The sequence below is a fragment of the Nocardia kruczakiae NBRC 101016 genome (assembly GCF_001612965.1).
In the GTDB taxonomy this organism is placed as follows: domain Bacteria; phylum Actinomycetota; class Actinomycetes; order Mycobacteriales; family Mycobacteriaceae; genus Nocardia; species Nocardia kruczakiae.
The window spans coordinates 100,218-126,292 of the sequence record NZ_BDBL01000010.1 but is presented as its reverse complement, the minus strand read 5'-3'; the positions used below and the strand labels follow the sequence as shown (position 1 = coordinate 126,292).

Here is a 26,075-nt window from a genome sequence, read left to right as displayed (position 1 = left end):
TACCGGCGCCGGGATGCGAGCGACGGCACCCGTACCCGGCCGCAGACGCGACGAAGCCCCGAGCCGACTGATCGACTCGGGGCTCCGCTGCTGCGAACTCAGTGGCTGTGCTTGCCGCCGCTGCCGCTGGTCTGCTCCTGGTAGGTGGCCAGGACCTCCAGCTGCTTGTGCTCGGCCTCGTGCTCGCTCGCGGTGAGCGCCTCGGCCTCGGCCGGCGGATCGGCCCGCAGGAACGAACCCGAACCCGGCTTGCCGGCCCAGCCCAGCTTGTTCATCTTCTTCGGCACCGGCGCGCCCTGGTATTCCAGCGGAATCGGGTGGCCGTGCGAGTCGACCGGGCCCAGCGGCTGGTGGACCTCGATGTACTCACCGTGCGGCAGACGCTTGATCACACCGGTCTCGATGCCGTGCTCGAGGACCGTGCGGTCGGCGCGCTGCAGGCCCAGGCACAACCGGTACGCCAGGAAGTAGGCGATCGGCGGCGCGACGAGCAGGGCGATACGGAAGAACCAGGTGGTCGCGTTCAGCGACACATCGAACTTCAGCGCGATGATGTCGTTGACACAGGCCAGGGTCAGCACCAGGTAGAAGGCGATGGCCATGGCGCCGATCGCGGTCCGCACCGGCACGTCGCGCGGACGCTGCAGGATGTTGTGGTTCACCGTGTCGCCGGTGAGGCGCTTCTCGATCCACGGGTAGGCGATCAGCACCATGAACACCAGACCCATGATCAGCGCGACCCAGAACGGAGCCGGAACGGTGTAGCGGCCCAGATACAGCTCCCATGGGGGCATCAGGCGGGCCATACCGTCGGTCCACATCATGTAGAAGTCGGGCTGCGAACCGGCCGACACCTGGGACGGGTTGTACGGGCCCAGGTTCCAGATCGGGTTGATCTGCAGCACGCCACCCATGACGGCGACCACGCCCAGGGTGAACATGAAGAACGCGCCCTGGTCGGCGGCGAACACCGGCACGATGCGGGCACCGACCACGTTGTTCTCGGTGCGGCCCGGTCCGGGGAACTGGGTGTGCTTCTGGTACCAGACGATCGCCACGTGCGCCGCAATCAGCGCCAGCATGATGCCCGGGAACAGCAGGACGTGGGCGATGTAGAGGCGCGGGATGATGATCGTGCCCGGGAAGTCACCGCCGAAGATCAGCCAGTGCATCCAGGTGCCGACCAGCGGAATGCCCATGGTGATACCACCGAAGGCGGCCCGCAGACCGGTACCCGACAGCAGGTCGTCGGGCAGCGAGTAACCGAAGAAGCCCTCGAACATCGCCAGGATCAGCAGCAGCGAGCCGATCACCCAGTTCGCCTCACGCGGCTTGCGGAACGCACCGGTGAAGAAGATGCGGAACAGGTGGATGATGATCGAGCACGCGAACAGCAGCGCCGCCCAGTGGTGCACCTGGCGGACGAACAGGCCACCGCGCACCTCGAAGGAGATGTTCAGCGCCGTCTCGTACGCCCGCGACATGGTGACGCCGCGCAGCGGCTGGTAGGCGCCGTGGTAGACGACCTCGCTCATCGACGGATCGAAGAACAGCGTCAGGTAGATACCCGACAGGATCAGGATGATGAAGGCGTAGAGCGCGATCTCACCCAGCAGGAACGACCAGTGGGTCGGGAAGACCTTGTTGATCGACCGTTTCACGAACGCCGCGGCACGATACCGCTCGTCCATCTCGTTGGCCTGTGCGACCACTTTGCTCGGACTCATGAACGACGCTCCCAGAAGGCCGGACCGAGCGGCTCGATGAAGTCGCCGTTGGCGACCAGGTAGCCGTCGGTGTTGACGGTGATGGGCAGCTGCGGCAGCGCGCGGGCGGCGGGACCGAAGATCGGCTTACCCCACTCGGTCGCCGAGAACTGCGACTGATGGCACGGGCACAGGATCCGGTTGGTCTGCTGCTCGAACAGCGACGTCGGGCAGCCCAGGTGAGTGCAGATCTTCGAGTACGCCCAGTAGTCACCGAAGTTGAAGCTCTCCTGGCCCCTGCGCTTGATCGCCTTCTGCCCGTCCTCCGGGCGCAGGCGGATCAACATGACCGCGTTGCGGATGCCACGCAGCGACTGGAGGGTCTCCTCCTCGTTGCCGCGCCATTCCTCTTTCCAGGGGAACACGGTCTCCATGGCGCCGCCGTCGAGGTCCTCCGGCCGCACCAGCACGATGTCCTCGGGCCGGCCGGTGTCCTTGCGCAGGTAGATGGTCTGGCCCGGGTAGTCCGGAGTCCAGCCCGACACCCACAGCGGGGACTTCATGCCCTTGGCCCACGGGTTCTTGATCATGCCGCCGACGAACAGGAACAGTGCGCCGATACCCAGCACACCCACGCCCAGTCCGGCCGTACGGGTGATCATCTTGCGACGACCCAGCGTCGAGGTCTCCAGCGCGTCCGACAGCTGCGCGCCCAGCGTGCGGCGGTCGACCTCGTCGGAGGGACCGTCGTGGCGGGTCTGGATGGAGATCTCGTTCGGGATGAACTTCTTGCGGATGATGACCGCGGCGACACCGATGGCCAGCACCGCGATACCCAGCAGCAGGCCGTAGAGCGGCGTGGCCAGCGAGTACAGGCCGTTGCCGTCCTCGTTGCGGCCCTTGTACTCCCAGGGCCAGAACAGGTAGACGCCGATCAGCCCGGCCGCCGCGAGGGCGGAGATGGCGAACCAGAACGTCACGTGCCGCTCGGCCCGCTTCTCCGCGCGTGTGCCCGGAACCGGCCAGCGCGGAGCGCGGTAGACGACGTCGACGCCGTCGCGCGCGGTACCGAGTTCGACCAGCTCGGCGGTCGACATCGCGTCGAGCTGCTCCTCGGTGGGGTTCAGGTTCACGCCCTTACCGCCGCCATCCTCAGGCCGGCTCATCTCGTTTCGCTCCTGTTCGCTCATGATCGCGATCCGATCCACATCGCGGCGCCGACCAGCACGATGATGCCGGCGACCCAGATGGCGATGGCCTCGGTCGCGGGACCGAAACCGCCCAGGCCGTATCCGGCCTCCGGCGTGGTCTCGGTGCGGTCCTTCACATAGGCCACGATGTCACGCTTCTCCTCCGGAGACAGCTGCCGGTCGGAGAATTTCGGCATGTTCTGCGGGCCGGTGAGCATCGCGGTGTAGATCTGCTGCGCGTTGGCCGGTTCCAGCGGCGGCGCGAACTTGCCGGAGGACAGCGCACCGCCCTTACCGGTGAAGTTGTGGCAGGACGCGCAGTTGAGGCGGAACAACTCGCCACCGCGGCCCAGGTCGGCCCCCTTGATCAGGGAATCCTGCGCGATCTCGCCGTTCGGGTCGCGGACCACGGTCGGGCCGCCGCCGTTGGCCGCCACGTACGCGCCCAGCGCGTCGGTCTGGCGGGCGTCGAACTTCGGGGGCTTGCGCTGGATCTGCGCTCCGTTGCCCGCGGCGGGCATGCGACCGGTGGACACCTGGAAGTAGACCGCCGCCTCGCCGACACCGATCAGGCTGGGGCCGCGATCCTGCACACCCTGCAGGTTGGCGCCGTGACAGGTGATGCAGGAGGTCTCGTAGATCTGCTTACCCTCGCGGATCAGCGCCGACTGATCCTCGTTGGCCGTCGCGACCTGTGCGTGCGGGGTGAGCGCCGATGCCGCGAAGCCGGCTCCGACGAGGCCCATCAGAAGAACCAGACCGCCGGCGAGCTTGCGGCGCATCCGGCGCTGCTTGCGGGTCTTGATGGCCTGGTTGTTCTCAGCGCTGCCGATCCCGCTCGTGGGATCTGGCGCTGACGGGGGAGATGAACTCATCTGTGTCCCTTTGGAGTAGACGGAACCGACTTGTGCAAAGTGTGTATTTGTCGCGGACCGCGCGTGACGGCCGCCGCCCGGCTAGCGGACGAAGTAGATCGTGGCGAACAACCCGATCCAGACGATGTCGACGAAGTGCCAGTAGTAGGAGACGACGATGGCCGCGGTGGCCTGGGCCGGCGTGAACTTACTGACCTTGGTGCGAATCAGCAGGAAGATGAACGCGATGAGACCGCCGATGACGTGCAGACCGTGGAAGCCGGTGGTGATGAAGAACACCGAGCCGTAGATGCTGCTCGAGATGGTGGTGCCCTCTTGGTACAGCGCGTGGTACTCGGTGCCCTGACCGGCCACGAAGAACGCGCCCATGAAGAAGGTGACCAGGTACCAGCGGCGCAGGCCGAAGACATCGCCGCGCTCGGCCGAGAACACACCCATCTGGCAGGTGAACGAGGAGGCGATCAGCACGGCCGTGACCGGCACGGCGAGCTTGAGGTTCAGCTCGGTCGGTTCCGGCGGCCAGTTGCCATGAGCCTGGGCACGAGCGACGAAGTACATGGCGAAGAGGCCGGCGAAGAACATCAGCTCGCTCGACAGCCAGATGATGGTTCCGACGCTGACCATGTTGGGCCGGTTCAGCGAATGCACACGCTGAGTAATGGCCGATCCTGGGGTCCCTACTGCGGTCGTCACGCCGGTAAGTATGACTCGTCGTAGTACGACAGGCGTAGCCGGGTGCGAATTCGGGGTGTCGGCCTCGGAATCATCAGCGCGCGTGTGGGTCTGGGGGCCGGTTCGGCGGGTCCGGTGAACTCGCAGGTCGAGCACCGGGGCCACCATGATGACCAGCGGATATCGCGGGTATGGGATGCTGCGTCCGGGCGCGGAAGAAGGCGGGTGGAATGGGAATTCGATCGGTGTGGCGGCGGCTGTCGGGCCGGGGCGCGGCGGCGGAATTGGATCCGGCACGAACGGATCTGGTGGTCGTTGTGTCCAGTTTCGACGACGCCGAAGCCTGCTCGAGCGCGCTGGACCGCGCGAGCGCCTGGCGCGCCGACGAGCAGGCCCTGCTGCGTCATCATCTGCGTATCCCGGCCGCGGCCCGGGACGAGGTCGTGGACATCGCCGCCCAGGACGGCTACTCCCCCGCCGCGCCATCGACGGCCGGCGATACGCCCGGCGGTCATATCCAACTGGTATTACAGCGCGTGCAGATCCTGGACGCGCTGCACTGTTCGCAGGAACGGTCGCGGATGGCCGGATTGGCACAGCGGCACGAGGGCACGGCGGTGGGCTGGGACGCGCTTCAGCCGAGCGGATTCGAGCCGGGTTCTTCCTAGCCCGGTGCCACGCGGCGGCGGGCCGTCCCCGCCGGGCCGAGCGCCGCTGGTGGGGAAGACGCCGGGAGCAAAGAAATTGCGTCCGCCGATTAGGCTGCTAGCCGGGCGGCCGACGACGATCCGACGGCCCGCCACGCCCGCGCGGATCAACCCTGCGGGTGTCCGATCGCGAACGGGAGATGTGATGAGCGCGCGCAGCTGGCCCGAGATTCTCGGTGCCCTGACCGACGGGGTCGATCTGACCGCGGAGGAGGCGGCGTGGGCGATCGACGAGATCTTCTCCGACAACGCCACTCAGGCGCAGATCGCGGCCTTCGGCGTGGCCATCAAGATGAAAGGCCCCACCGCGATCGAGCTGGCCGGCCTCGCGACCGGCATGTTGAGCCATGCCCGGCGGGTCTCGCTCGATCTGGGCGCGGTCGACATCGTCGGCACCGGCGGCGACCGGTCCGGCACGGTCAACATCTCCACCATGTCCTCGATCGTGGTGTCCGCGGCGGGCATTCCGGTGGTGAAGCACGGTAACCGGGCGGCCTCGTCGAAGAGCGGCGGCGCCGACGTGCTCGAGGCGCTGGGGGTGCGGATAGCGTTGAGCCCGGAGTCGGTGGCCCGGTGTGTGCGCGAGGTGGGCATCGGTTTCTGCTTCGCCCCGCTGTTTCATCCGGCGCTGCGGTTCGCCGGTCCGGCGCGCAAGGAGATCGGCATTCCGACGGTCTTCAACGTGCTGGGCCCGCTCACCAATCCGGCGCAGCCGAGCGCGGGCCTGATCGGGTGCGCCTTCGCCGAGCTCGTCCCGGTGATCGCCGGGGCGTTCGCCGAACGCGGCGCCAACGCACTGGTGGTGCGCGGCAACGACGGCCTCGACGAGATCACCACCGCCGATACCACCGACGTGTGGGTCGTCGCCGCGGGTGAGAAGTACGAAACCGTCATCGATCCGACGCGCCTGGGCATCCCGCGCGTGGATCCGGCGGCGCTGCGCGGCGGCGACGCGACGGTCAACGCCGCGATCGCCCGCGACATGTTCAACGGCGCCCCGGGCCCCGTCCGCGACGCGGTCCTGCTCAATTCCGCCGCCGCGATCGTCGCCTTCGAGCTGACCCCCGAGACCGCCCGCACGGATATCCACGAGTTGTTGCGCCCGGCCCTGGAACGGGCGGCCGCCGCGGTCGACACCGGAGCGGCCACCCAACTGCTCGACCGCTGGGTGAAGGTCAGCAACGAACTCGGCGAGTGAGATCGGGCGCGCGAAAAGCCCGCTTCGCGTCCCACCATTGCCGCCCGAGACGAGGTAATCGACGTCCGACGGCGGAGCGGACCGAATTTCGCCCCGCCGTGGTCCACGCTCACCTCAGGTAGCGCACGATGCTTTCCGCCACGCACGCGGGCTTGTCCGCACCGTCCAGTTCGATGGTGACCGTCCGCACCGCCTGGATGCCGCCGGGGATCTCGGAGACCGAGTCGAGGTGGACGCGGGCGCGGATACGGCCGCCGGACGGGACCGGCGTGATGAAGCGAACCTTGTTGAGCCCGTAGTTGATTCCCATCGTGATGCCGCCCACCGTGGTCGCCTGGTTGGTCAGCGGCACCAGCAGCGACAGCGTGAGGAATCCGTGCGCGATGGTGTGTCCGTAGGGGCCCTGCGCGGCCTTGTCGGCATCGACGTGGATCCACTGGTGGTCGCCGGTCGCGTCGGCGAAGGTATCGATGCGGTCCTGGTCGACCTGCAACCAGTCGCTGACACCGAGTTCGGTGCCCACGGCTGCGGCAAGGGCGTCCAGATCGGCGAAATCGGTCATATCTCGTCCCTTTCGTGCTGCCGGGGCGCAAGAGCCGCCGGATCACATGAAACGTTGCTTCAGTTCGCGTTTGAGAACCTTGTGCGTGGGCCCCAGCGGCAGCTCGGTCACGAACTCCACCCGCCGGGGATATTTGTACCGTGCCACATGCTCGCGGCCGTAGGCGATGACCTCCTCGGCGCTGAGCTCACCGGCGGGCACGACGACCGCCACGATCTCCTCGCCGTAGTTCTCGTCCGGCACCCCGATCACCGCCACCTGCGCGATCTTCGGATGCCGCAGCAGCGCCTCCTCCACCTCGGTGGGGTAGACGTTGAATCCGCCGCGGATGATCATCTCCTTGATCCGGTCGACGATGCGCAGATAGCCCTGCTCGTCGCGCACGCCGAGGTCACCGGTACGGAACCAGCCGTCGACCACGGCCCGCGCGCTCGCCTCCGGATTGCCGGTGTAGCCGCTGAACACGTTGTGCCCGCGCACCACCACCTCACCGACGCTGCCGGCCGGCAGCAACTCGATGCGGTCGCTGACGCCGGGATCGGCGATCTCCACGTCCACACCCCAGACCGGATGTCCGACGGTGCCGGGCCGCGGTCCGAAGACCGGCTGATTCACCGCGGCGGTCGGTGAGGTCTCCGACAGCCCGTATCCCTCGAGGATCTGCGCGTCGAACACCTCCTCGAACCGTTCCAGCACCGGCAGCGGCAGTGCCGCGCCACCGGAGATACACAGCCGCAGTGCGGGTAGTTCGTCGGCGTCGGCGGCGGCCTCGATCAGTCCGTGATACATCGTCGGGACGCCGTTGAAGATGCTGACCCGCTCGGCCACCATCAGCCGAATCGCCTCGGGGGCGGTGAATCGCGGCATCAGCACCACGGTGGCGCCCACGCGCCAATTGGAATTCATGGCGACCGTCTGCCCGAAGACGTGAAATAGCGGCAACGCGCCCAGGGCGATGTCCTCGGCGCGAACGTTGTTGGCGTCGAACGCGTTCACGGTGGCGCACATGACCATATTGAGATGGCTCAGCTCCGCACCTTTGGGCCGGCCGGTGGTGCCGCTGGTGTAGAACACGACCGCGGTGTCCAGCGGGGATCGCGGGACGAACAGCGCAATCGCGTCGCCGACGAGGTCTTCCGGGCGCAAACAGGCGATTCCGACCCGCCGGGCCGCTTCCGCGCCGACCGATTCCACCTGCGGATGGCAGATCAGCAGCGTCGCCCCGCTGTCGCGCAGGACGAATTCGGCCTCGTCGGCGGTGAGCAGCAGATGCACCGGCACCACCGTCGCCCCGGCCGCGAGGATCGCGTAGTAGGCGCGCGGGAATTCGGCGGTATTCGGGCACATGAGCGCGACCCGGTCCCCCGGCCGGATGCCGCGCTCGATCAGCGCGCCGGCCTGTTCCCGTGCCGCACGCCACAATTCGGCGAAGGTCAATCGCCGGTCGCCCTCGACGAGCGCGATGTGATCGGGGCGGCGCCGCGCCGGTTCGGCGAGGATGCTCGCCAGCGACAGCGTCGCGTTCACAGCCCCATATCCTTGGCGATGATCATCTTCATGACCTCGTTCGTCCCGCCGTAGATGCGATTGACCCGGTTGTCGGCATACAGCCGGGCGATCGGATATTCGTTGATGAACCCGTAGCCGCCGTGCAGTTGCAGGCAGCGGTCGATGACCCGCGCCGCGACCTCGGTGCAGAACAGTTTCGCCGAGGCGGCGTCGGCGGCGCTCAGTTCACCGGCGTCGAGGGCGTCGAGGGCCCGATCCACCACGGCCTCGGCCGCGTCGACCTCGGCCTTGCAGGCGGCGAGCTCGAATTTGGTGTTCTGGAACGAGGCGACGGGCTTGCCGAAGACGTTGCGCTGCTGGGTGTATTCCTGCGCGAACCGCACCGCGGCCGCGGCCTGGGCGTAGGCGCCGGCGGCGATGGAGAACCGCTCCTGCGGCAGATTCTGGCCGAGATAGGAGAAGCCTTTGTTCTCCTCGCCCAGCAGGTCCTCGACCGGCACCCGGACGTCGGTGAAGTTCAGCTCGGCGGTATCGGAGCTCCGCAGGCCCAGCTTGTCGAGTTTGCGGCCGATCGTGTAGCCCGGCGACGTGGTGTCGACCACGAGCAGGGAGATGCCGAAGCGGCGGTCGTCCTCGCGGGGCGGCGCGGTGCGGGCGCAGACGATCACCCGATCGGCGTTCACACCGCCGGTGATGAACGTCTTGGCGCCGTTGAGCACATAGTGCGTGCCGTCCTCGGAAAGCTTGGCGGTGGTGCGCATTCCGGCCAGATCCGACCCGGTGCCGGGTTCGGTCATGGCGATGGCGAACATGATCTCACCGGCGGCGAATCCCGGCAGCCAGCGCTGTTTCTGTTCCTCGGTGGCGAGCTTCTTCAGATACGGCAGGCACAGCCCGACGTGCACGCTGGAGCCGCCGAACGACACACCCGCCCGTGCCGTTTCCTCCATGAGGATCGCCTGGAACCGGAACGACTCGATGCCGGCGCCGCCGTATTCCTCGGGCACCTCGATACCGAAGACGCCCAATTCGGCCAGCTTGTAATAGAACTCGCGGGGCACGATGCCCGCCTCCAGCCACGTGTCGTAGACCGGGGCCACTTCGGTCTCGACGAATTTGCGGATGGTGCCGCGGAAGGCGTCGTGGTCGGCGGTGAAGCCTGTTCTGCGCATGGTGTTCTCCTGGAGGGGTTTCAGAGCCGACGGCCGCCGTCGACGTAAATGGTCTGGCCGGTGATGAAGGACGCCTCGTCGGAAGCGAGGAAGGCCACGGTGTTCGCGATGTCCTCGGGGCGCCCGACCCGGCGTACGGGAGTGATCTCGGCCGATTTCGCCTGCCACTCCTCGACCGTCACACCGACCCGGGCCGCGGTGGCGGCCGTCATCTCGGTGACGATGAAGCCCGGCGCCACCGCGTTGACGTTGATGCCGTACGGGCCCAGTTCGATCGCCAGGGTGCGGGTGAGCCCCTGGATGCCCATCTTGGCGGCCGAGTAGTTGGCCTGGCCGCGATTGCCGAGCGCGGAGACGCTGGAGGTGTTGACGATCTTGCCGTAACGCTTGGCGACCATATGCCGTTGTGCCGCACGCGAACACAGGAAGGCGCCGCGCAGGTGGACCGACATCACCGTGTCCCAGTCGTCGGCCGACATCTTGAACAGCAGGTTGTCGCGCAGCACGCCGGCGTTGTTGACCAGGATGTCGAGCGATCCCAGTTCGGTGGCGACACGGTCGAAGGCGGCGTCGACGCTCGCCTCGTCGGTCACGTCGCAGGCCAGCGGGACGGCCACTCCACCTGCCGCGACGATTTCGTCCGCCGTTGTCTTGCAGGCGTTCTCGTCGAGATCGGCGATGGCGACGGCCGCACCGTCGGCGGCCAGCCGGGCCGCGGTGGCCGCGCCGATGCCCCGGGCCGCCCCGGTCACGACGGCGACCCTGCGCTGATCAGACATGGGAAAACACTCCTCGAACTCGAAAGCTGTTGTCACACGAAGGCGTTCACGCCGGTGAGGGCGCGGCCGATGAGTAGTTTCTGAATCTGGCTGGTGCCCTCGTAGAGGGTCAGCACCCGCGCGTCGCGCAGATACTTCGACACCGGGTATTCGTCGATGTAGCCGTACCCGCCGAAAACCTGGATGGCGTTGTTCGCGGCCTTCACCGCGGCCTCGCTGGCGAACAGCTTCGCCACCGACGCCTCGGTGCCGAACGGCTTTCCCCGGTCGACCAGGTCCGCGACCCGCCAGGCCAGCAGCCGCGCGGCCTCCACGTCGACGGCGATATCGGCGATCAACTCCTGGACCAGCTGGTAGGAGGCGATCGGTTTGCCGAACTGTTCGCGTTCTCCGGCGTAGCGCACGGCGGCCTCGAGGCAGGCGCGGGCGACACCGACACATCCCGCGGCCACACCCATGCGCCCCTTGTCGAGGGCGGCCATCGCGATCCGGAAGCCCTGCCCCTCGCCGCCGAGTCGCGCCGAATCCGGCACCCGCACCCCGTCGAGCACGATTTCCGCGGTCGCCTGGCCGCGTAGGCCGAGTTTGCCCTTGATCTCGGTGCGGCCGAAACCCGGTACGTCCGTAGGCACGAGGAATGCGGTGACGCCCTTGGGTCCCGGTTGGCCGGTGCGGGCGAAGATCAGCGCGATATCGGCCCAGGTGCCGTTGGTGATGAACATCTTGGTGCCGGTGAGCACCCAGTCCTCGCCGTCGCGGACGGCGCGGGTGGTCAGATTCGCCGCGTCGGATCCGGTGCCCGGTTCGGTGAGGCCGAAGCAGCCCAGCGACTCGCCCGCGCACAGTCGCGGTAGCCAGTCCCGCTTCTGCTGTTCGCTGCCGTAGCTCTTGATCGATTTGCCGACCAGGCCGAGCGAGACCGACACGATGCCGCGCACCGAACTGTCACCGCGGCCGAGCTCTTCGAGCAGCACGCAGTACGACAGCGCGTCACCGCCCGAGCCCCCGTATTCCTCCGGGATCTCGATGCCGAGAAAGCCCATGTCACCGAGCTTGCGCACGATCGCGGTATCCACCGATTCGGCGCGGTCCCAGGCCGCGGCATAGGGCACGACCTCCTTGTCGACCCACGCGCGGGCGACGTCGCGCAGCTCGCGGTGGGCATCGCCGAGTTCCAGATCCATGACGGGAAAACTCCTAACCGAACGTTGTTAGGTATCTACCGCCACGATAAACTAACACTGTTCGGATGTTCAAGGCCCCGGTCCCGGACGGTGTAGGTTGACTCGGCACGGATCGGTGTCGCGGCGAAGGAGGTGGCGAGGATGCCCCGGCCACGGGTACCGCTGCTGAGTCGCGAACGCATCCGCGAGACGGCACTGGAATTGATCGACCGCGACGGACTACCCGAGCTCTCGATGCGGAAACTGGCCGCCGAGCTGGGCGTTCAGGCGGCCTCGCTGTACGGCCACTACCCCACCAAGGACGATCTGCTCGACGATATCGCCGCCGGCATCATGTCCCACGTGGACGCCTCGGCCTTCGAGACCGCCGACTGGCGCACCGGCCTCGTCTCGTGGGCGCGCTCCTATCGCGCGGCCCTGGTCCGCCACCCCAACTTCGTCCCCTACCTGGCCTCGGGCCCCGGTAAGCGCGAGGAGAATCTGCGCGCGGCCGACGCCGTGCACGGCGGCCTGGTCGGCGCCGGCTGGCCACCCCGCCAGGCCACCATGATCGGCGCCGCCACCCGCTATGTGGTGATGGGCTCGACCATCGGGTCGTTCTCCCGCGGCTTCGTCGACGACGTGCAGGTCTACCGCGACCGCTATCCACACCTGGAACAGGCACACCTGCTGCGCGCCAAGGCCGACGAAATCGACTCGGAGAGTTTCGAATTGGCGCTGGAGTCGTTCGTCACGGGCCTCGAGATCCGTTTCGCGGCCATCCAGCAGCGCCGCGCCCGCCGCCGCGAGAAATCCACCGAGGGCTGACACGTCGCCTGGCGGCTTATGCGGCGGGTACAGCGATCTCAGAGGTCGGCGAAGACCGACCGGACCTCGTCCTCGGTCAGCCCGTAGTCGGCCAGCGAATACTTGTGCGCGGGTTTGCGATCGCCCGATTTGCTCTCCTCGTCGAGCGCCCGCATGGCATTGCGGGCGGGTTCGGTGTAATCCAGGCCGAAGGTCGAATAGATCTTCTCGACGGTGCCGAACGGGTCCGCCCGCAGATCCTCGAATTGGACGTCGAGGAACTGGTCGGGGTTGTAACGCATACGCGCGGAATTGAATTCGCGCAGGCCGCGTGACCACAACTCCAACTGGGTGCGGCCGATCGTCTCCCCGGCAAAGGTGTTCGACCAGCCCTTGGTGGCCTGTTCGGACAGGCTGCACGAGGAACCGACGATGGTCACCGGGTCGCGGTGGGTCTGGATGATCAGCGCGTCGGGGTAGACCTCCATCAGCGCGTCCAGCGCGAACAGGTGGCTGGGATTCTTCAGCACCCAGCCCCTGGAATCACCGAGGCCGATCAATTGCAGATTGCGCTTGTGCCGCTCATAGGCGTTGGTCCAGTCCTGCTTCTGCAACCACTGCGAATAGGTCGGCAGGTAGGCCAGCGATTCGTAGGCGATGGACTTCACGGTCTGGCGCAGCAACTGCCAGCATTCCTCGACCTCGGCGGCACTCATGTAGTGCAGGCCCATGAATTCCGGATTGTCGATGTGATGCTGCGCGAAACCGGCATCGATCTGCTGGAACACCGGATTGTCGGCCCAGGTCTCGCGCGGCGGGCGGGGCTGCGGCAGTTCGGTCAGCCACATCTCCAGCGCCTGATGTTGCGGGTCGGCGGCCAGCAGCCGGTGCAGCGCGGTGGTGCCGGTGCGGGGCAGGCCGGTGACGAAGATCGGCCGCTGGATCGCGGTCTCGGCGTACCCGGGGTTCGCCTTCCAGGACGCCTCGCTCAGCGCCCGCGCGACCAGCGCGCCGCGCAGGAAGTAGCGGTTCATCTTGGAACCGAGTTCGGTGAGGTCGGCGTCGCGCCGATACGAGTCGAGCAGCACACCGAGCGCCTCGGTGTAGTCGTCGGGGCCGAAATCGGTGAGGCCGCACGCCTTGGTGGCGGATGCGTGCAGATCCTCGACGGTGCCGACGGTGGTACGAGCGGTCATGAAATTCTGTTCCTCACACGTGGTATTCGCCGCAGTTGACGTCCAGGGTCTGGCCGGTGATGGCACTGGCCCAGTCGGAGGCGAGAAACACCACGGCTCTGGCGATCTCGTCCGGTTCCGGCAGTCGCTTCAGATCCGACCGGGAGGCGGTCTGCTCGTACACCTGGTCGACGGTGATGCCGTATTTCTTGGCGACCTCACCGAAATACCACTTCAGCTGATCGGCCCAGATGTAGCCCGGCGCCACACTGTTGACCCGAATCCCCTTGGCGCCCAATTCGGTTGCCAGCGTCTGCGACATCGCCAGCAGCGCCGATTTGGCGACCTTGTAACTGCCGTAGCGCGGTTCGGAGTGCCGCAGCACCGACGAATTGATCATCACCACGGCGCCGCGGGTCTTGGCCAGTTCGTCGGTGAAGGCCTGGGTCGCGCGCAGCGTGCCCAGCACCGTCAGTTCGAGGCTGTCGCTGATCTGCTGAAAGTCCGTGCGCGCCAGCGATTTCATCGACGGCATCGCGAACGCGTTGTTGACCAGCGCGTCGACCCGGCCGAAGGTCTCGACCGTGCGCTCGACCAGATTCGCCACCGCGGCATCGTCGGTGATGTCGGTCGGCACGATCAGGCTCGTCCCGCCCGCACCGTCGATCTCGTCTGCCACCTCCCGCAGCCGTGATTCGGTGCGCGCGGCCAGCACCACCTTCGCACCGGCCGCGGCCGCCTGAACGCACAGGGCGCGGCCCAGTCCGGGGCCTACGCCGCTGATCACGACCACCTTGTCGGCCAGCAGGCCCGCTGCGGCGCTCATCCGAGCATCCGATCGGCGAAACCGCGCTGGCGGTCGGCGATGCGGGCGCGCCAGCCCTGCTCATCGATGCGGTTGAGGTCGTAGTGCGGCAGCTGCGCCGCCACCTCGTCGAACGGCACCAGCGCGAACCGCGGGCCGTCCGCGGGCGTCATCTCACGGTCGACGCGCTGCCACCGGAACTGCAGGATGCCGCGGCGGCGTCCGGTGGTCTCGATCCAGTTGGCGATGCCCGGGTTGCGCGCCGAGACGACCATGCGGATCATTCCGTCCGGATCGACCTGGGCCTGCGCGCTGTTGAGGCTGGTCTGATGGTTGACGTAGTCGAGGGAGATGTACCAGCGGCTGCCGAGCTGGAATCCCTGATACGGCGCATCGGATTTCGGCACCGTGATCACCAGCGCCTGATCGTCGTCGAGATCGAAGTGGCCGACCGAGGAGTACTGCGTGCTGAGCCCGCCCGGGGTCAGCCGCGGTTCGGTGAGGGTGTTCACCGGCAGGTCGAGATAGAACCATTTGGGGAAGTTGAACCAGGTGTGGATGCGCTGCACCAGCGCCCGCGCCGCCGCCCGATACCGCTTGCGCAGCTGTTCGACACCGGGTTCGGGCGCCGCGGTGCCGATGGTGTCGACGCGCTCGATGCGAATACTGCCCTTCGTCTCCGCGTTCCAGTTGCCGTAGACCTCGCGCACCGCGAGCATCGAGGCGCCCTCGCCGAGGACGAAATAGTTGGGCCCGGCATCGGCTTTCGGCGGCCCGAAGCGGAGCTGGTAGCTGCCGTCCTCGGCGATCTGCAGGCGGCGGTCGTCGAAGGCGTCGTCGCCGTTGGGCACGTCGGTGGCGGTGTAGTCGCCGCGCAGCACCTGGAAGCTGAGGTCGACGGTGCTGCCGCGGACACCGGTGAGCAGATATTCCGCACCCGGCTCGACATTGGCGTGGTAGTAGAGCGTATCCGGGTTGTCCAGGCCCATTTTCGCGTGCGGGCCGGTCGAGCTCACGAAGTACGGGTGGCTGGTGCCGTGCGTGCCCGAGAGCTGCAGGCAGGCGGCGATACTGCCGGCGAGGTAGTCGTAGCCCTCGGCGAGATCCTTCTCGTCGTGGATGAAATCCGCTGCCGCGATCAGCTTCTCGGCCTCGGCGATCGCCGCGGTGAACGGTTCGGTCAGCGGAGCGCCGCCCGGAAGTCCGTTTCCGGTGGCGGTGTCGGTTCCCGGTGACGATCCTGTCGATGTACTCATGTCGTCCTAGCGTGTTGTGCGGGCGGTAGTGCGGTTCACAGTCTCAGTTCGCGGCGGATCAGCGCGGCGATTTCGGCGGGTGAACCGTGTTCGGGAGTGATCACGAGCTCGGCGTGTTCGGGACGTTCGTAGGGTGAGTCGATACCGGTGAACTCCGGCAGCCGGCCCGCACGAGCCTTGGCGTACAAGCCCTTCGGATCGCGGCGCTCACACAGCTCCAGCGGTGTGTCGACGAAGATCTCGTGGAAGTCCAGGCCGCTCGCGGCGTGCACCCCGCGCGCCTGTTCGCGCTGGTCGGCGAACGGGCTGATCACCGAGACGATGGCGATCAGGCCGGCGTCGGCGAACAGGGAGGCGACCTGAGCCACCCGGCGGATGTTCTCGCGCCGGTCGTCGTCGGTGAAGCCCAGGTCGGCGTTGAGCCCGTGCCGCAGATTGTCGCCGTCGAGCCGGTAGGCCGGGCGGCCGGCGGCCACCAGCTGGCGCTCCAATTCCACGGCGATCGTGGACTTTCCGGAGCCGGACAGACCGGTCAGCCACACCGTCGCGCCGGCGTGCGGTCGCTCGCCGCGCCCCACCGACGAGCTGTGCCAGACGACGTCCTCCCGCACCACCGTGGGTGCGGCCGAGGCGTCGGGCACGGACTCCGGTCCGGTGTCGCGGGCCAGGATCATCCCGGCGGCCACGGTCTGGTCGGTGTCCTCGTCGACGAGGATGAAACTGCCGGTGCGGCGATTGTCGCGGTAGCTGTCGACCATCAGCGGGCGCTGGCTGCGCAGGGTGAGACGGCCGATGTCGTTGAGCGCCAAGGCTTGCGCGTCGGTGACCCGGTGCAGGGTGTTGACGTCGAGCCGGTAGTCGAGTTCGTGGACCTGGACGCGGGTGGTCTGCGCGGCGGTGCGGATCGTGTAGCGCGCACCGGGCCGCAGTTCGGTGGTCTCGGAGAACCAGCAGACCATGGCGTCGACCTCGCCGGCGATATGCGGCCGGTTTCCGGGACGGGCCAGCATATCTCCGCGCCCGACGTCGACCTCGTCATCGAGTTCCACCGAGACCGCCATCCCGGTGAACCCCTCGTCCACCTTCACCCCGCCGGGCCCCCAGATCCGCGCGACCCGCGACGAGCGCCCGGACGGCAGCACGACCACCTCGTCGCCGGGTTTGAAGATGCCGCCCGCGATGGTTCCGGCATAGGTGCGATGGCCGGCCCCGCCGGCGTCGGCGGCGTGCGGGCGGATCACGTACTGCACCGGCAGCCGCGCGTCGATCAAATTGCGATCCGAGGCGATATGCACCTGTTCGAGGTGGCTCAGCAGCGGCGGGCCCGCAAACCACGGCGTATGCGCGGAATCGGTGACCACGTTGTCGCCGTGCAGCGCCGAGACCGGCACGAAACTCAGATCACCGACCGTCAGCTTCGCCGCGAAATCGGCGAATTCCTCGCGGATCTCCTCGAACCGCGCGGCCGACCAGTCGACCAGATCCATCTTGTTCACGCACACCACCAGGTGCGGCACCCCGAGCAGCGAGGCCAGGAAGGCATGCCGGCGGGTCTGTTCGACCACGCCCTTGCGCGCGTCGACCAGGATCAACGCCAGATCGGCCGTGGAGGCGCCGGTCACCATATTGCGCGTGTACTGCACATGCCCCGGGGTGTCGGCGATGATGAACTTGCGGCGCGGCGTGGTGAAGTAGCGGTAGGCCACGTCGATGGTGATGCCCTGTTCCCGCTCGGCGCGCAGGCCGTCGGTCACCAGCGCCAGATCCGTTGCGGCATCGCCGCGTTGGGCGCTGGCCCGTTCGATCGCGGCCAGCTGATCGGAGAACAGGCTCTTGGAGTCGTAGAGCAGGCGGCCGATGAGGGTGGATTTGCCGTCGTCGACACTGCCGGCCGTCGCGAGACGTAACAGATTGCGGCTCATCAGAAGTAGCCCTCCCGCTTGCGGTCTTCCATCCCGGATTCGGAGATGCGGTCGTCGGCGCGGGTTGCGCCGCGTTCGGTGAGCCGGGTGATCGCGGTTTCGGCGATCACGGCCGCCGGATCGCCGGCCTCGCTCTCGATACATCCGGTGCAGGTGGCATCGCCGACGGTGCGGAACCGGACCGTCGTCTCGAACACCGGCTCGTCCGCGCCCGGAGTCAGGAAGGGATTGGCGGCCAGCAGCATGCCGTCCCGCCGGAAGACCGGGCGGCGGTGCGCGTAGTACAGCGGCGGCAGTTCCACCGCCTCGCGGTCGATGTACTCCCAGATGTCGAGTTCGGTCCAGTTCGACAGCGGAAAGACCCGGATGTGCTGGCCCGCACGGTGTTTGCCGTTGTAGAGGTTCCACACCTCCGGGCGTTGCGCGCGCGGCTCCCAAGCGCCGAATTCGTCGCGGAAACTGAACACCCGCTCCTTGGCGCGCGCCTTCTCCTCGTCGCGCCGCGCGCCGCCGAACACGGCATCGAAGCGATGTTCGGCGATCGCGCGCAGCAATGTGGTGGTCTGCAGCCGATTCCGGCTCTCCCCCGGACGTTCGGTCACCCGCCCGGCGTCGATATCGTCCTGCACCCGCGCCACCAGCAGCCGCGCACCGAGCCTGGCCGCCGTGCGATCGCGGAAGTCGATCACCTCGTCGAAGTTGTGCCCCGTGTCGACGTGCAGCAGCGCGAACGGCAGCGCCGCCGGCCAGAACGCCTTACGCGCCAACTCCAGCATCACCGCCGAGTCCTTACCGCCGGAGAACAGCAGCACCGGTCGTTCGAAGGTGGCCGCCACCTCCCGGAAGATGTGCACCGATTCGGCCTCGAGGGCCGACAGATGCGACAGCTCGTATCCCGTCCGCATCACATTCGCCTTGTCCGCATCGCTCGCCCCGCTTCCCCGCATCCGAAATCTCGACTGCTCAGAGGTTGCGGTGTCGAATATTCGACGCTATTGTTCGATATTGTGACACCGACGATAAGCGGATGCCGGTGCGTCGGTCAAGGGGCTGTCGACCCCCGCGCGGGTTTCGCCACCACACCTGGCCATAGGTCGCGATCCGCACCGCCGAACGCACCAATCCACGCCACCGCACTCGAAGGACCAAGCCTGCGGCGACCGGTACGGTGAGCGGCGGTGTGACCCGTCGGGCGCGGCGCGATCACCGGCCGCATGGATCGGCCCATCGACCAGGAAAGGGCGCCATGTCCGAGGGCACCGACATCGCTACTCCCACTGCCTCCGCGGGATCACCGCCCACGCATCGGGTGGTACGGGTGATCGAACTGCTGTCGCGCCGGCCGGCCGAGCACTTGTCGCTGGCGCGGATCGTGCGCGAGACCGGACTCTCGCGGGCGACGGCACATGCGGTACTGACCCAGCTCACGGCCGACGGCTGGACCGTGCGCGATCTCGACGGCAACTACGGTCTGGGGATGGGGCTGCTCGCCGTCGCACGCCGTGCGGAGGCGGCGTTCCCGCTGCGCCGGCTGGCCGCAGACCTGCTGCGGGAATTCGTTGCCGCACAGGGCTTTCCAGTCTTCCTGGCCGAGCGCGACGACGGGTCGATCATCATCACCGAGGTCGCCGGCACCCCCTCGGTGCCGTGGATCCGGCAGGGCCGCCGCCTGCCCCTGGCGCCGCCGGTCGCGCGCGAATTCATCGCCTGGGCACCAGTTTCCGAACGCACCACCTGGATCGACCACGCCGACCCCGCCCATCGTGCACGCCTGCTCGCGGTACTCGACGCCGTCCGCGCCCGCGGCTACTCCGTCGAACGCCTCGCCGACGAATCCGCACCCATACTCGAAGCCCTTGCCGCCCTGCGCAACTCACCGGTCACCGACCCGCTCCGCAACCGCCTGGGCAGCATGATCACCGACCTGATCACCATCGACTACCTCCCCGACGAACTCGGCGCCGAAAACGCCGTAGTCACCGTCGCCGCCCCCATCTTCGCCGGCGACCGCGTCATCGCCGCCGTGGTCGCCTGCCCCGACACCCGCCTGTCCGCCCAGCACCTCACCAACCTCGGCGCTGCCATCACCGCCACCGCGGAAAAAATCACCCGAACCACCACCGGCACCTGACCGACCCGCTTGCCGGCGTCCGAGCACAGAAATGCCAGGCGACCCCAGCAGCCGTCTCGCCACCGACGGTCCACACCAGCTCACCAACCCACAACGTCCTCGCCACCCGCGCCCAGGCGGACGTTCAGCGTTGCGCGACAACGACATCGGAGCGCCGCTATCTATGTCGCCGGTCGTTGGTTATGCGATCTGTCGCCGATGCCCGGGCCGCAGAATGCCGTGGAAGGAGGACTCGCCTGGTCCCCGCCGGGCGTCAACATGCCACAACCGGTCCACGCGCGCATCGGCACGGCGGCAACTACGGTCGGGATGTGCCGACCTCAACCTTCCCACGCCTTTCCCTCCTTGTCCGCCGTGCCGTTCCCCACCTGTCGATTTCGATCGCCGCACTCGCAGCGACCGCGGCCTTGACCGGCTGCGGGTCCGAAACCTCAACGCCCGCAACGACTACCACCGTCGCGGGCACGTCGACCGCCACTGGGCACACGTCCGGCGACGCGACCAGCACGCCGAAGGCCGCGAACCCCACTCAGCCCTCCGGCGTGACCACATCCCCCTCGCCCGGCACGGTCACCGTTCCCGATGTCCGCGGCGATCGCCCGGCCCTCGCCGACCAACTCCTCACCGCCGCCGGCCTGCGCGCGCACATCACCGGCGGCACCGGCCGCGGGCCGGGCGGCGGGCAATGCGTCATCACCAACCAGAACCCCGACGCGGAGACCTCGGTACCCACCGGTACCACGATCGAGCTCACCACCGGCGAGGTCGGCGGGCAGAGTCCCTGCTGAACCGCGGCCCTCGCGTTACGGTCGCGCCATGGAGTTTTCCGGAGGCTGGGATACCGTGGCGACCTTGGTCGACGACCGCTGGGTCGAGCGGCGGCCACGTCGCCCGGAGGTCGCCGCGCAGCTGCTGCGCGAAACGCGGCTGCTGCCGTGGCTGGCGGCACAACTGCCGTTGCAGGTGCCGGTTCCTCGGGTGGCCGGGGAGAACCCACTCGTCGTACGCCATGCGTTGATTCCGGGGAGCGCAATCGAAACACCCTGTGCCGAACAGGGTTTCCTGATCGGTCGATTTCTGCGCGCCCTGCACGACTGTCCCGCGAATTTCCCGCCGATACCGTCGTCCACGGCGATATCGGTCCCGAGCACATTCTGGTCGCCGCCGGCCGCATCACCGGCGTGATCGATTTCGGCGACGCTCACCTGGGTGATCCGGCCATCGACCTGGCATGGGCGCTGTACGGCGCGCCACCCGAGTTCTCGAACGCCGTGACCGCCGCGTACGGGGTGACCGGCGAACTTCGCAGCCGGGCGTCGGTGTGGCATCGGCTCGGGCCGTGGCACGAGGTGTCCCACGGCCTCGAGACCGGCTCGGCCACTCATATTCGCAGCGGACTGGCCGGCCTGCTCGAGCGCCTGTCCCCGGCAAATCAACCACGCAGCCGGTAGCTGGGGCCCGGGTTCGCCGCGACGTAGTCGGCCCACGTGCGGGTGCCGTCGGCGTGCTCGGGACAGGTGTTGTCGCCGGTACGGAAGCTCCGCGCGATCTTGCCGGGAAGCGGGAGCGACACCGTCCGCCGAGGGCGCCCGTAATGCTGCTGCCACGTCGTCACCAGCTCACCCAGCGTGGACACCTGCGGTCCACCGAAATCCGCCGCACGGCCGCGAGGTTCCCCTTCGACCAGGTCGGCCAGGCGGGTGGCGACATCTTCGGTGGCGACCGGCTGGAAGCGGAAATCCAAGGGCAGCGGGGCGATCGGAAGCTTCTGCACCCCAGCGAGCACCGCGGCGATCAGATCGTGGAATTGGGTCGCGCGCTGAATCGTGTGCGGCACACCGCTGTCGGCGATCAGATGTTCGCAGGCGAGTTTGTTGCGGTAATAGCCGAAGGGGATGCGGTCGATGCCGACGATCGACACGTAGATCAGATGCCGCGCTCCCCCAGCGGCCGCGAGCAGGTTCCGCGTCTGCTCGATATCCGGTTTACCGAACCGCCGGAAATCCGAGGCGGCGTGCACGATCGACTCCGCACCCGCGGCAGCGTCGCGCACCCCGGCCCCCGTCGTCAGATCCCCCACGTGCGTCCCCGCACCCGGGCGCCGCGATAGCACCCGCACGTCGTGCCCGCGTTCGCGCAGCCGATCCACGATGTGCCGCCCGAGCGCGCCTGTCCCACCGGTCACCAGCACTGTGCTCATGCCTCCACCCAACCCCGCACCCGTGGTCCGGGCAAGCACCCGACAGCCGATGTCACATCCCGATCACCGCCCGCCAGGGTAGGCGGCGGCGGGTTGGGTGATGGTGAATCCATCGTGCAAACCTCGCCGAATTCGGCGGTTTTCCGCATTTCCTGTGGCGGTTTGCACGAAAAGTTCACGGTACGCCCGGCCTCCACCTCGTCCGGCACACCCGCACATCGGTAGGCACGTCGTCCGAACCACCCTGCGCTGGAACCGATCCCACATCCCCCGCGTCGAAGTATCCGGGGGGCCGAATGCCGGAGAGGTGACGGCCGATCCCGATCGGCATCGGATTCAGTCGCAAGGACGGACATATGATTGCTCGGCGTTCGGATATCGCCACATACATCGTGGTGGCGTACGCACTCGCGTGGGTGCTCGCGTCGATTCCCTGGATCGACGGGAAGGGGCTGGAATCGGTCCCGTGGCTGCACGAGGGAGCGGCCCTCATGATGTTCGCCCCGACAGTGGCCGTCCTGGTCGCACGGTCGAGGATGCGGCAGCCCGTCCTCGCGCGCCCCGCCGCACCGGGCGTCGCGGCGGCTCCCGGCTTCGCCGCCGACGTCGGCCTCGGTCTCGGTCCGGCACCTGCTCGCACCGCCCGGTTGATCGTCGCCGCCTGGCTCGGCACGCAGATGGTCTTGTGGATCGCCTACGAGATCAGCGCGGCGCTCGGCTGGTTCCATTTCGATCTGGAGAAACTCGACACCTCGATGGTGGCCGCGTTGCTGCTCGAGACGCTGACGACGGTCGTCATCTCGACACTGCCGAACGCTCTCGGCGAAGAAATCGGCTGGCGCGGATGGCTACTGCCGCAATTGATCTCCCGCTACGGCACTGCGGTGGCGCTGATCGCGACCGGCGTCATCTGGGCCCTCTGGCACGCGCCGCTCACATTGCTCGGCTACGGCTTCCCCGATATCGGCGCCTGGTCGGCGCCGGCCTACATCCCGTTCTGCATCTGCTTCGGCGCCGTCCTCGGCTGGCTGCGCCTGCGGTCGGCCAGCGTGTGGCCCGCGGCGGTCGCGCACGCGTCGTTCAACAGCGCGGCGTTGATCTTCGGCGCCCTGCAGTCCGCCGATGCGAGCGAGCACGCGCACACGCTACTGAGCGGTTCCGGCATTCCCGGCTGGATCCTGTGGGCGGCCGTGGCGACCGCGCTGTTCGCCTTCGCGCCGATTGCGAAAACCCCCGCACCTGCACTGCAATCTTCGGTGCAGACGTAGCGCCGCTACTGTGGTTAGCTTTGAGGCCATGAGTACCACGCTCGCTGCTCTTCCGGAGGAATACCTGCCCCGCGACACCGCGGATGTCGTTCGCACAGTGCGAGATTCACGACCGCAACCGCTGACCGTGCGCGGCGGCGACCACAGCAGCGAGCAACTCGACGACGAACCGGCCCCGCCCGACCGCCGCATCGTGATGTCGCTGCGGCGGATGAACCGGGTGCAGGCGGTGGACGCCGACGCGCGACTGGTACGGGTGCAGGCCGGCGCACGACTGTCCGATATCGATCGCACCCTGGCCGCGCACGGCCTCGGGCTGCCGATCGTCGGCGACCACCGCGAGATCACCGCCGGCGGTTTCGCGGCCGTCGGCGGACTCAGCGCGGCCTCACATCGCTACGGCATGTTCAGCGACAACGTGGTCGCCCTCGAATACGTGGACCCCGAGGGCAGATTCGGCACCTGCGGGCGCACCCACCACGCCGACCGATTCCGGCGCATCCTCGGCGGAGCCGGGCGCACCGGCATCATCACGGCGCTGACGCTGCAAGCCATCGAGGTCGACAAGGACCACACCTGGCTGACATCCGACGCGCACCGATTCCTCGACTTCGACACCTTCGTCGAGCACTCACACGCCGAGATCACCCGCCCCGGTGATGCTCTGCTGCAGGTCGGCCGCTGGGTCGACACCGCGCCGCTGCGGGTGTCGCGACCGGTCGGCACCGGGAACATCCAGCTCGGCACGGTCCGCTTCGGCCAGTGGTCGAGTCTGCATCCCACCACCGCCACTCCCTCGCTGCGAGCCCGCCGCGAACTGGGCGCGCGGGCGCGAAAGTCGTTGGGCGCCATCGCCTCCGCCGCGGGCGGCCGCGCCGGTATGCCGGTGCGCAACGCCGCCGCCGGTGCGCTGATGTTCGCGCCGAAGGTGCTGACGCTGCGCGACGCCGAATACCTCGCCGACACGGTGATCAGCTCCTCCGAGCGCGGCCCCGCCTACCGGGTCGCGCTCTTCGCGCCCATGAGCAGCTACAGCACCGTCTTCCACCGGCTGCACGACCTGTTCGCCGACCATCGCGAACGCAGCGGCGCCATCACGGTCATCTCCGCCATGACCTACGGCGTGCGCTCCCCGGATCTGCACGAATCCGTGGGCGAAGACCACGGCTTCATCACCTTCACCTGCCGCCTGCGCCCCACCGGCACCTACTCCGGCCGCTCCGGCGCCCCGGAACTGGTACGCGACATCACCTCCGGCATCGACGACATCTGCCGCTCCGAACGCGCCCGCCGCTACCACACCCCCGACTGATCCCTTTGCGTAGACCGAACGCCCCGGCAGACATGTCGGGGCGTTCGGCTTCTCCGGCGATATCTCGAACGGCCCCCGGTAACGACGAAGCGCCCCGGCCGAAGCCGGGGCGCTCGAGATTTTCGTCGGGTACTCAGTGCTTCTCGGGTCCCACGTGGTACTCGAACACCAGGCCGGCGACCGAGGCCAGGACGCAGAGCACGCCCAGGCCGATCAGCCAGTACTGGAAGAACGCGAAGCCGAGCGCGGTGACCGAGGCGGAACCTGCCAGCAGGATGGGCCAGAAGCTGCCGGGCGAGAAGAAGCCCAGGTCGCCGGCGCCGTCGATGATCTCGGCCTCTTCGTAGTCCTCGGGGCGCAGATCCAGGCGGCGGGCCACGAAGCGGAAGTAGGTGCCGACGATCAGCGTCAGTCCGGCGGTCAGCACGATGGCGGTGGTACCCGCCCATTCGACGCCGGTGCGGGACTGGCCGGTGAAGAATCCGTAGACGACCGCCACGATGATGAAGAACACCGTGAGCAGCTCGAAGATGCGTGCTTCGACCTTCATGTCAGTTCAGTACCCTTCTTACTTGCTCTCGGCCTGGCTGGCTTCACGCGCGGTGCGACGGGTGTCGAACGGATGCGTGGTCGTCGCGACCGGCGACTCGCCGATGCTCGACAGGGCCTCGGCATTGGTCTTACCCGCTTCGCGGGCGGCGATGTACTTGTCGAACTTGTCCGGCGTCACAGCACGCACCTCGAAGTTCATCATCGAGTGGAAAGTACCGCACATCTCCGCGCAGCGGCCGACGAAGGCACCCTCGTGCTCGATCTTGGTGATCTGGAAGGTGTTGTCGGAGTGGTTTTCCTTCGGGTTCGGCATCACGTCGCGCTTGAACAGGAACTCCGGCACCCAGAAGGAGTGGATGACGTCGGCGGAGGCCAGCTGGAATTCCACGACCTTGTTGGTCGGCAGCACCAGCACCGGGATCTCGTTGGACGAGCCGACGGTCTCCACCTTGTCGTAGTGCAGGTAGGAGATGTCGTTGGCGGGCAGGCCGTGCACCGGACCCGGCTGCGGGTGGCCGTCGGCGGTGCGCTCCTTGTACTCGCTCTGAATCTGCTCGTTCAGCGCCTGACGGGCCTGGTCGACACCGTCGTGGACCTGGCCGTTCTGGCCGACGACCTTCTGGTAACCGAACTTCCAGTTCCACTGGAACGCGGTCACGTCGACGACCACATCCGGGTTCGAGGTCTTCTCGTGCACGTAGTTCTGCACGACCACGGTGAAGTAGAACAGCACCGCGATGATCACGAACGGAATCGCGGTGTAGGTCAGCTCCAGCGGCACGTTGTAGCCGGTCTGCCGCGGGAACTCCGGGGAGTTCTTCTTCTTGCGGTGGAAGGCCACGGTCCAGAAGGTCAGGCCCCAGACCAGCACACCCATCGCCAGAGCGGCGACGACCGACCACGTCCACAGTTCCCGCATCCGGGTCGCCTGCGGGGTCACACCCGAGGGCCAGCCGAACCGAAGCACGGGATTGTCGATCGAGCAGCCCGAGACGAGCATCACGGTGATCCCCATGGACACCGCCAGCCCGGCCCGCCGAAGGATGCGGCCCCGCCGTACCCGGGCGGGTCGTGCCCCTATCGCTTCGCTCGCCTTGTGCGCCACGCTCAACGC

General features: G+C 67.8%; 24 protein-coding genes and 1 pseudogene. 8 read left to right on the top strand and 17 right to left on the bottom strand.

Features of this window, described 5'->3' with window-relative positions:
• Window positions 1-98 precede the first annotated feature (98 nt).
• The 4 genes from qcrB to ctaE form a co-directional block, all read right to left on the bottom strand.
• Entirely contained in the window at window positions 99-1,727 is a 1,629-nt protein-coding gene (gene qcrB / locus NK1_RS09680) for a cytochrome bc1 complex cytochrome b subunit (protein ID WP_063008203.1), read from the bottom strand.
• Window positions 1,724-2,872, bottom strand: coding sequence for a cytochrome bc1 complex Rieske iron-sulfur subunit (gene qcrA, locus NK1_RS09675; RefSeq protein WP_063008236.1), 1,149 nt, complete (start codon window positions 2,870-2,872; stop codon window positions 1,724-1,726). The genes qcrB and qcrA overlap by 4 nt, the downstream gene beginning before the upstream one ends.
• A gap of 20 nt (window positions 2,873-2,892) precedes the next feature.
• The gene (gene qcrC, locus NK1_RS09670) at window positions 2,893-3,771 is read right to left on the bottom strand and encodes a cytochrome bc1 complex diheme cytochrome c subunit (RefSeq protein ID WP_083870697.1); all 879 of its coding nucleotides are present in this window, start codon (window positions 3,769-3,771) and stop codon (window positions 2,893-2,895) included.
• An 81-nt stretch (window positions 3,772-3,852) separates the two neighbouring features.
• Entirely contained in the window at window positions 3,853-4,464 is a 612-nt protein-coding gene (gene ctaE / locus NK1_RS09665; protein WP_062999114.1) for an aa3-type cytochrome oxidase subunit III, read from the bottom strand.
• A 209-nt stretch (window positions 4,465-4,673) separates the two neighbouring features.
• On the opposite strand from ctaE, the gene NK1_RS09660 reads away from it, so the two are divergent.
• Both NK1_RS09660 and trpD read left to right on the top strand, forming a co-directional pair.
• Entirely contained in the window at window positions 4,674-5,111 is a 438-nt protein-coding gene (locus NK1_RS09660; protein ID WP_063008202.1) for a hypothetical protein, read from the top strand.
• A 184-nt stretch (window positions 5,112-5,295) separates the two neighbouring features.
• A complete protein-coding gene (gene trpD / locus NK1_RS09655) occupies window positions 5,296-6,348 on the top strand; it encodes an anthranilate phosphoribosyltransferase (RefSeq protein ID WP_063008201.1) in 1,053 nt (350 codons plus the stop codon).
• A gap of 109 nt (window positions 6,349-6,457) precedes the next feature.
• Here trpD and NK1_RS09650 read toward each other — a convergent pair whose 3' ends face one another.
• From NK1_RS09650 to NK1_RS09630, 5 genes are read right to left on the bottom strand one after another with little or no spacing between them, the layout of a single operon-like run.
• Window positions 6,458-6,910, bottom strand: a complete 453-nt coding sequence (locus tag NK1_RS09650; protein ID WP_063008200.1) for a MaoC family dehydratase — start codon at window positions 6,908-6,910, stop codon at window positions 6,458-6,460.
• 42 nt (window positions 6,911-6,952) lie between these two features.
• On the bottom strand, window positions 6,953-8,437 hold the full coding sequence (locus NK1_RS09645; RefSeq protein ID WP_063008199.1) for a long-chain-fatty-acid--CoA ligase: 1,485 nt from the start codon (window positions 8,435-8,437) through the stop codon (window positions 6,953-6,955).
• Window positions 8,434-9,591 (bottom strand): acyl-CoA dehydrogenase family protein, encoded by a 1,158-nt coding sequence (locus NK1_RS09640; RefSeq protein ID WP_063008198.1) that lies wholly within the window; start codon window positions 9,589-9,591, stop codon window positions 8,434-8,436. Before NK1_RS09640 ends, NK1_RS09645 begins: the two co-directional genes overlap by 4 nt.
• A gap of 20 nt (window positions 9,592-9,611) precedes the next feature.
• Window positions 9,612-10,370 carry a 3-oxoacyl-ACP reductase FabG gene (fabG, locus tag NK1_RS09635; protein ID WP_063008197.1) on the bottom strand — a complete coding sequence of 253 codons (759 nt, stop codon included), beginning with the start codon at window positions 10,368-10,370 and terminating at the stop codon, window positions 9,612-9,614.
• 32 nt (window positions 10,371-10,402) lie between these two features.
• Complete coding sequence (locus NK1_RS09630; protein ID WP_063008196.1) at window positions 10,403-11,554, bottom strand: acyl-CoA dehydrogenase family protein; 1,152 nt, start codon at window positions 11,552-11,554, stop codon at window positions 10,403-10,405.
• A 141-nt stretch (window positions 11,555-11,695) separates the two neighbouring features.
• Here NK1_RS09630 and NK1_RS09625 point away from each other — a divergent pair, with 141 nt between their 5' ends.
• The gene (locus tag NK1_RS09625) at window positions 11,696-12,361 is read left to right on the top strand and encodes a TetR/AcrR family transcriptional regulator (protein WP_036500199.1); all 666 of its coding nucleotides are present in this window, start codon (window positions 11,696-11,698) and stop codon (window positions 12,359-12,361) included.
• Between the two features lie 38 nt (window positions 12,362-12,399).
• Here NK1_RS09625 and NK1_RS09620 read toward each other — a convergent pair whose 3' ends face one another.
• Genes NK1_RS09620 through cysD form a run of 5 tightly spaced genes read right to left on the bottom strand, consistent with a single transcriptional unit; the run spans window position 12,400 to window position 18,403 of the window.
• The gene (locus NK1_RS09620; protein WP_063008195.1) at window positions 12,400-13,536 is read right to left on the bottom strand and encodes a sulfotransferase family protein; all 1,137 of its coding nucleotides are present in this window, start codon (window positions 13,534-13,536) and stop codon (window positions 12,400-12,402) included.
• Between the two features lie 13 nt (window positions 13,537-13,549).
• A complete protein-coding gene (locus NK1_RS09615; RefSeq protein ID WP_063008194.1) occupies window positions 13,550-14,341 on the bottom strand; it encodes an SDR family oxidoreductase in 792 nt (263 codons plus the stop codon).
• Window positions 14,338-15,576: a hypothetical protein gene (locus NK1_RS09610; RefSeq protein ID WP_063008193.1), complete on the bottom strand. Its 1,239-nt coding sequence runs from the start codon at window positions 15,574-15,576 to the stop codon at window positions 14,338-14,340. The genes NK1_RS09615 and NK1_RS09610 overlap by 4 nt, the downstream gene beginning before the upstream one ends.
• 35 nt (window positions 15,577-15,611) lie before the next feature.
• Window positions 15,612-17,498 (bottom strand): adenylyl-sulfate kinase, encoded by a 1,887-nt coding sequence (gene cysC, locus NK1_RS09605; protein WP_063008192.1) that lies wholly within the window; start codon window positions 17,496-17,498, stop codon window positions 15,612-15,614.
• A complete protein-coding gene (gene cysD / locus NK1_RS09600; protein WP_063008235.1) occupies window positions 17,498-18,403 on the bottom strand; it encodes a sulfate adenylyltransferase subunit CysD in 906 nt (301 codons plus the stop codon). Before cysD ends, cysC begins: the two co-directional genes overlap by 1 nt.
• Window positions 18,404-18,744: 341 nt before the next feature.
• On the opposite strand from cysD, the gene NK1_RS09595 reads away from it, so the two are divergent.
• From NK1_RS09595 to NK1_RS09585, 3 genes and pseudogenes are all read left to right on the top strand, one after another.
• On the top strand, window positions 18,745-19,629 hold the full coding sequence (locus NK1_RS09595; RefSeq protein ID WP_063905950.1) for an IclR family transcriptional regulator: 885 nt from the start codon (window positions 18,745-18,747) through the stop codon (window positions 19,627-19,629).
• A gap of 542 nt (window positions 19,630-20,171) precedes the next feature.
• Window positions 20,172-20,417, top strand: coding sequence for a PASTA domain-containing protein (locus tag NK1_RS34950; RefSeq protein ID WP_063008191.1), 246 nt, complete (start codon window positions 20,172-20,174; stop codon window positions 20,415-20,417).
• Window positions 20,418-20,445: 28 nt separating this feature from the next.
• Window positions 20,446-21,080 (top strand): annotated as a pseudogene (locus tag NK1_RS09585) (phosphotransferase).
• On the opposite strand, the gene NK1_RS09580 reads toward NK1_RS09585, so the two are convergent.
• The gene (locus NK1_RS09580; protein ID WP_063008190.1) at window positions 21,062-21,829 is read right to left on the bottom strand and encodes an SDR family oxidoreductase; all 768 of its coding nucleotides are present in this window, start codon (window positions 21,827-21,829) and stop codon (window positions 21,062-21,064) included. The pseudogene NK1_RS09585 and the gene NK1_RS09580 overlap by 19 nt on opposite strands.
• 356 nt (window positions 21,830-22,185) lie before the next feature.
• On the opposite strand from NK1_RS09580, the gene NK1_RS09575 reads away from it, so the two are divergent.
• Both NK1_RS09575 and NK1_RS09570 read left to right on the top strand, forming a co-directional pair.
• The gene (locus tag NK1_RS09575) at window positions 22,186-23,097 is read left to right on the top strand and encodes a CPBP family intramembrane glutamic endopeptidase (protein ID WP_063008189.1); all 912 of its coding nucleotides are present in this window, start codon (window positions 22,186-22,188) and stop codon (window positions 23,095-23,097) included.
• 28 nt (window positions 23,098-23,125) lie between these two features.
• Window positions 23,126-24,409, top strand: a complete 1,284-nt coding sequence (locus NK1_RS09570) for an FAD-binding oxidoreductase (RefSeq protein ID WP_063008188.1) — start codon at window positions 23,126-23,128, stop codon at window positions 24,407-24,409.
• A 133-nt stretch (window positions 24,410-24,542) separates the two neighbouring features.
• Here the strand turns inward: NK1_RS09570 and NK1_RS09565 are convergent, their stop codons facing one another.
• Together NK1_RS09565 and ctaC are read right to left on the bottom strand one after the other, a co-directional pair.
• On the bottom strand, window positions 24,543-24,959 hold the full coding sequence (locus tag NK1_RS09565; RefSeq protein WP_036500184.1) for a cytochrome c oxidase subunit 4: 417 nt from the start codon (window positions 24,957-24,959) through the stop codon (window positions 24,543-24,545).
• Between the two features lie 18 nt (window positions 24,960-24,977).
• Window positions 24,978-25,976 carry an aa3-type cytochrome oxidase subunit II gene (ctaC, locus tag NK1_RS09560; protein ID WP_084460731.1) on the bottom strand — a complete coding sequence of 333 codons (999 nt, stop codon included), beginning with the start codon at window positions 25,974-25,976 and terminating at the stop codon, window positions 24,978-24,980.
• Window positions 25,977-26,075 lie beyond the last annotated feature (99 nt).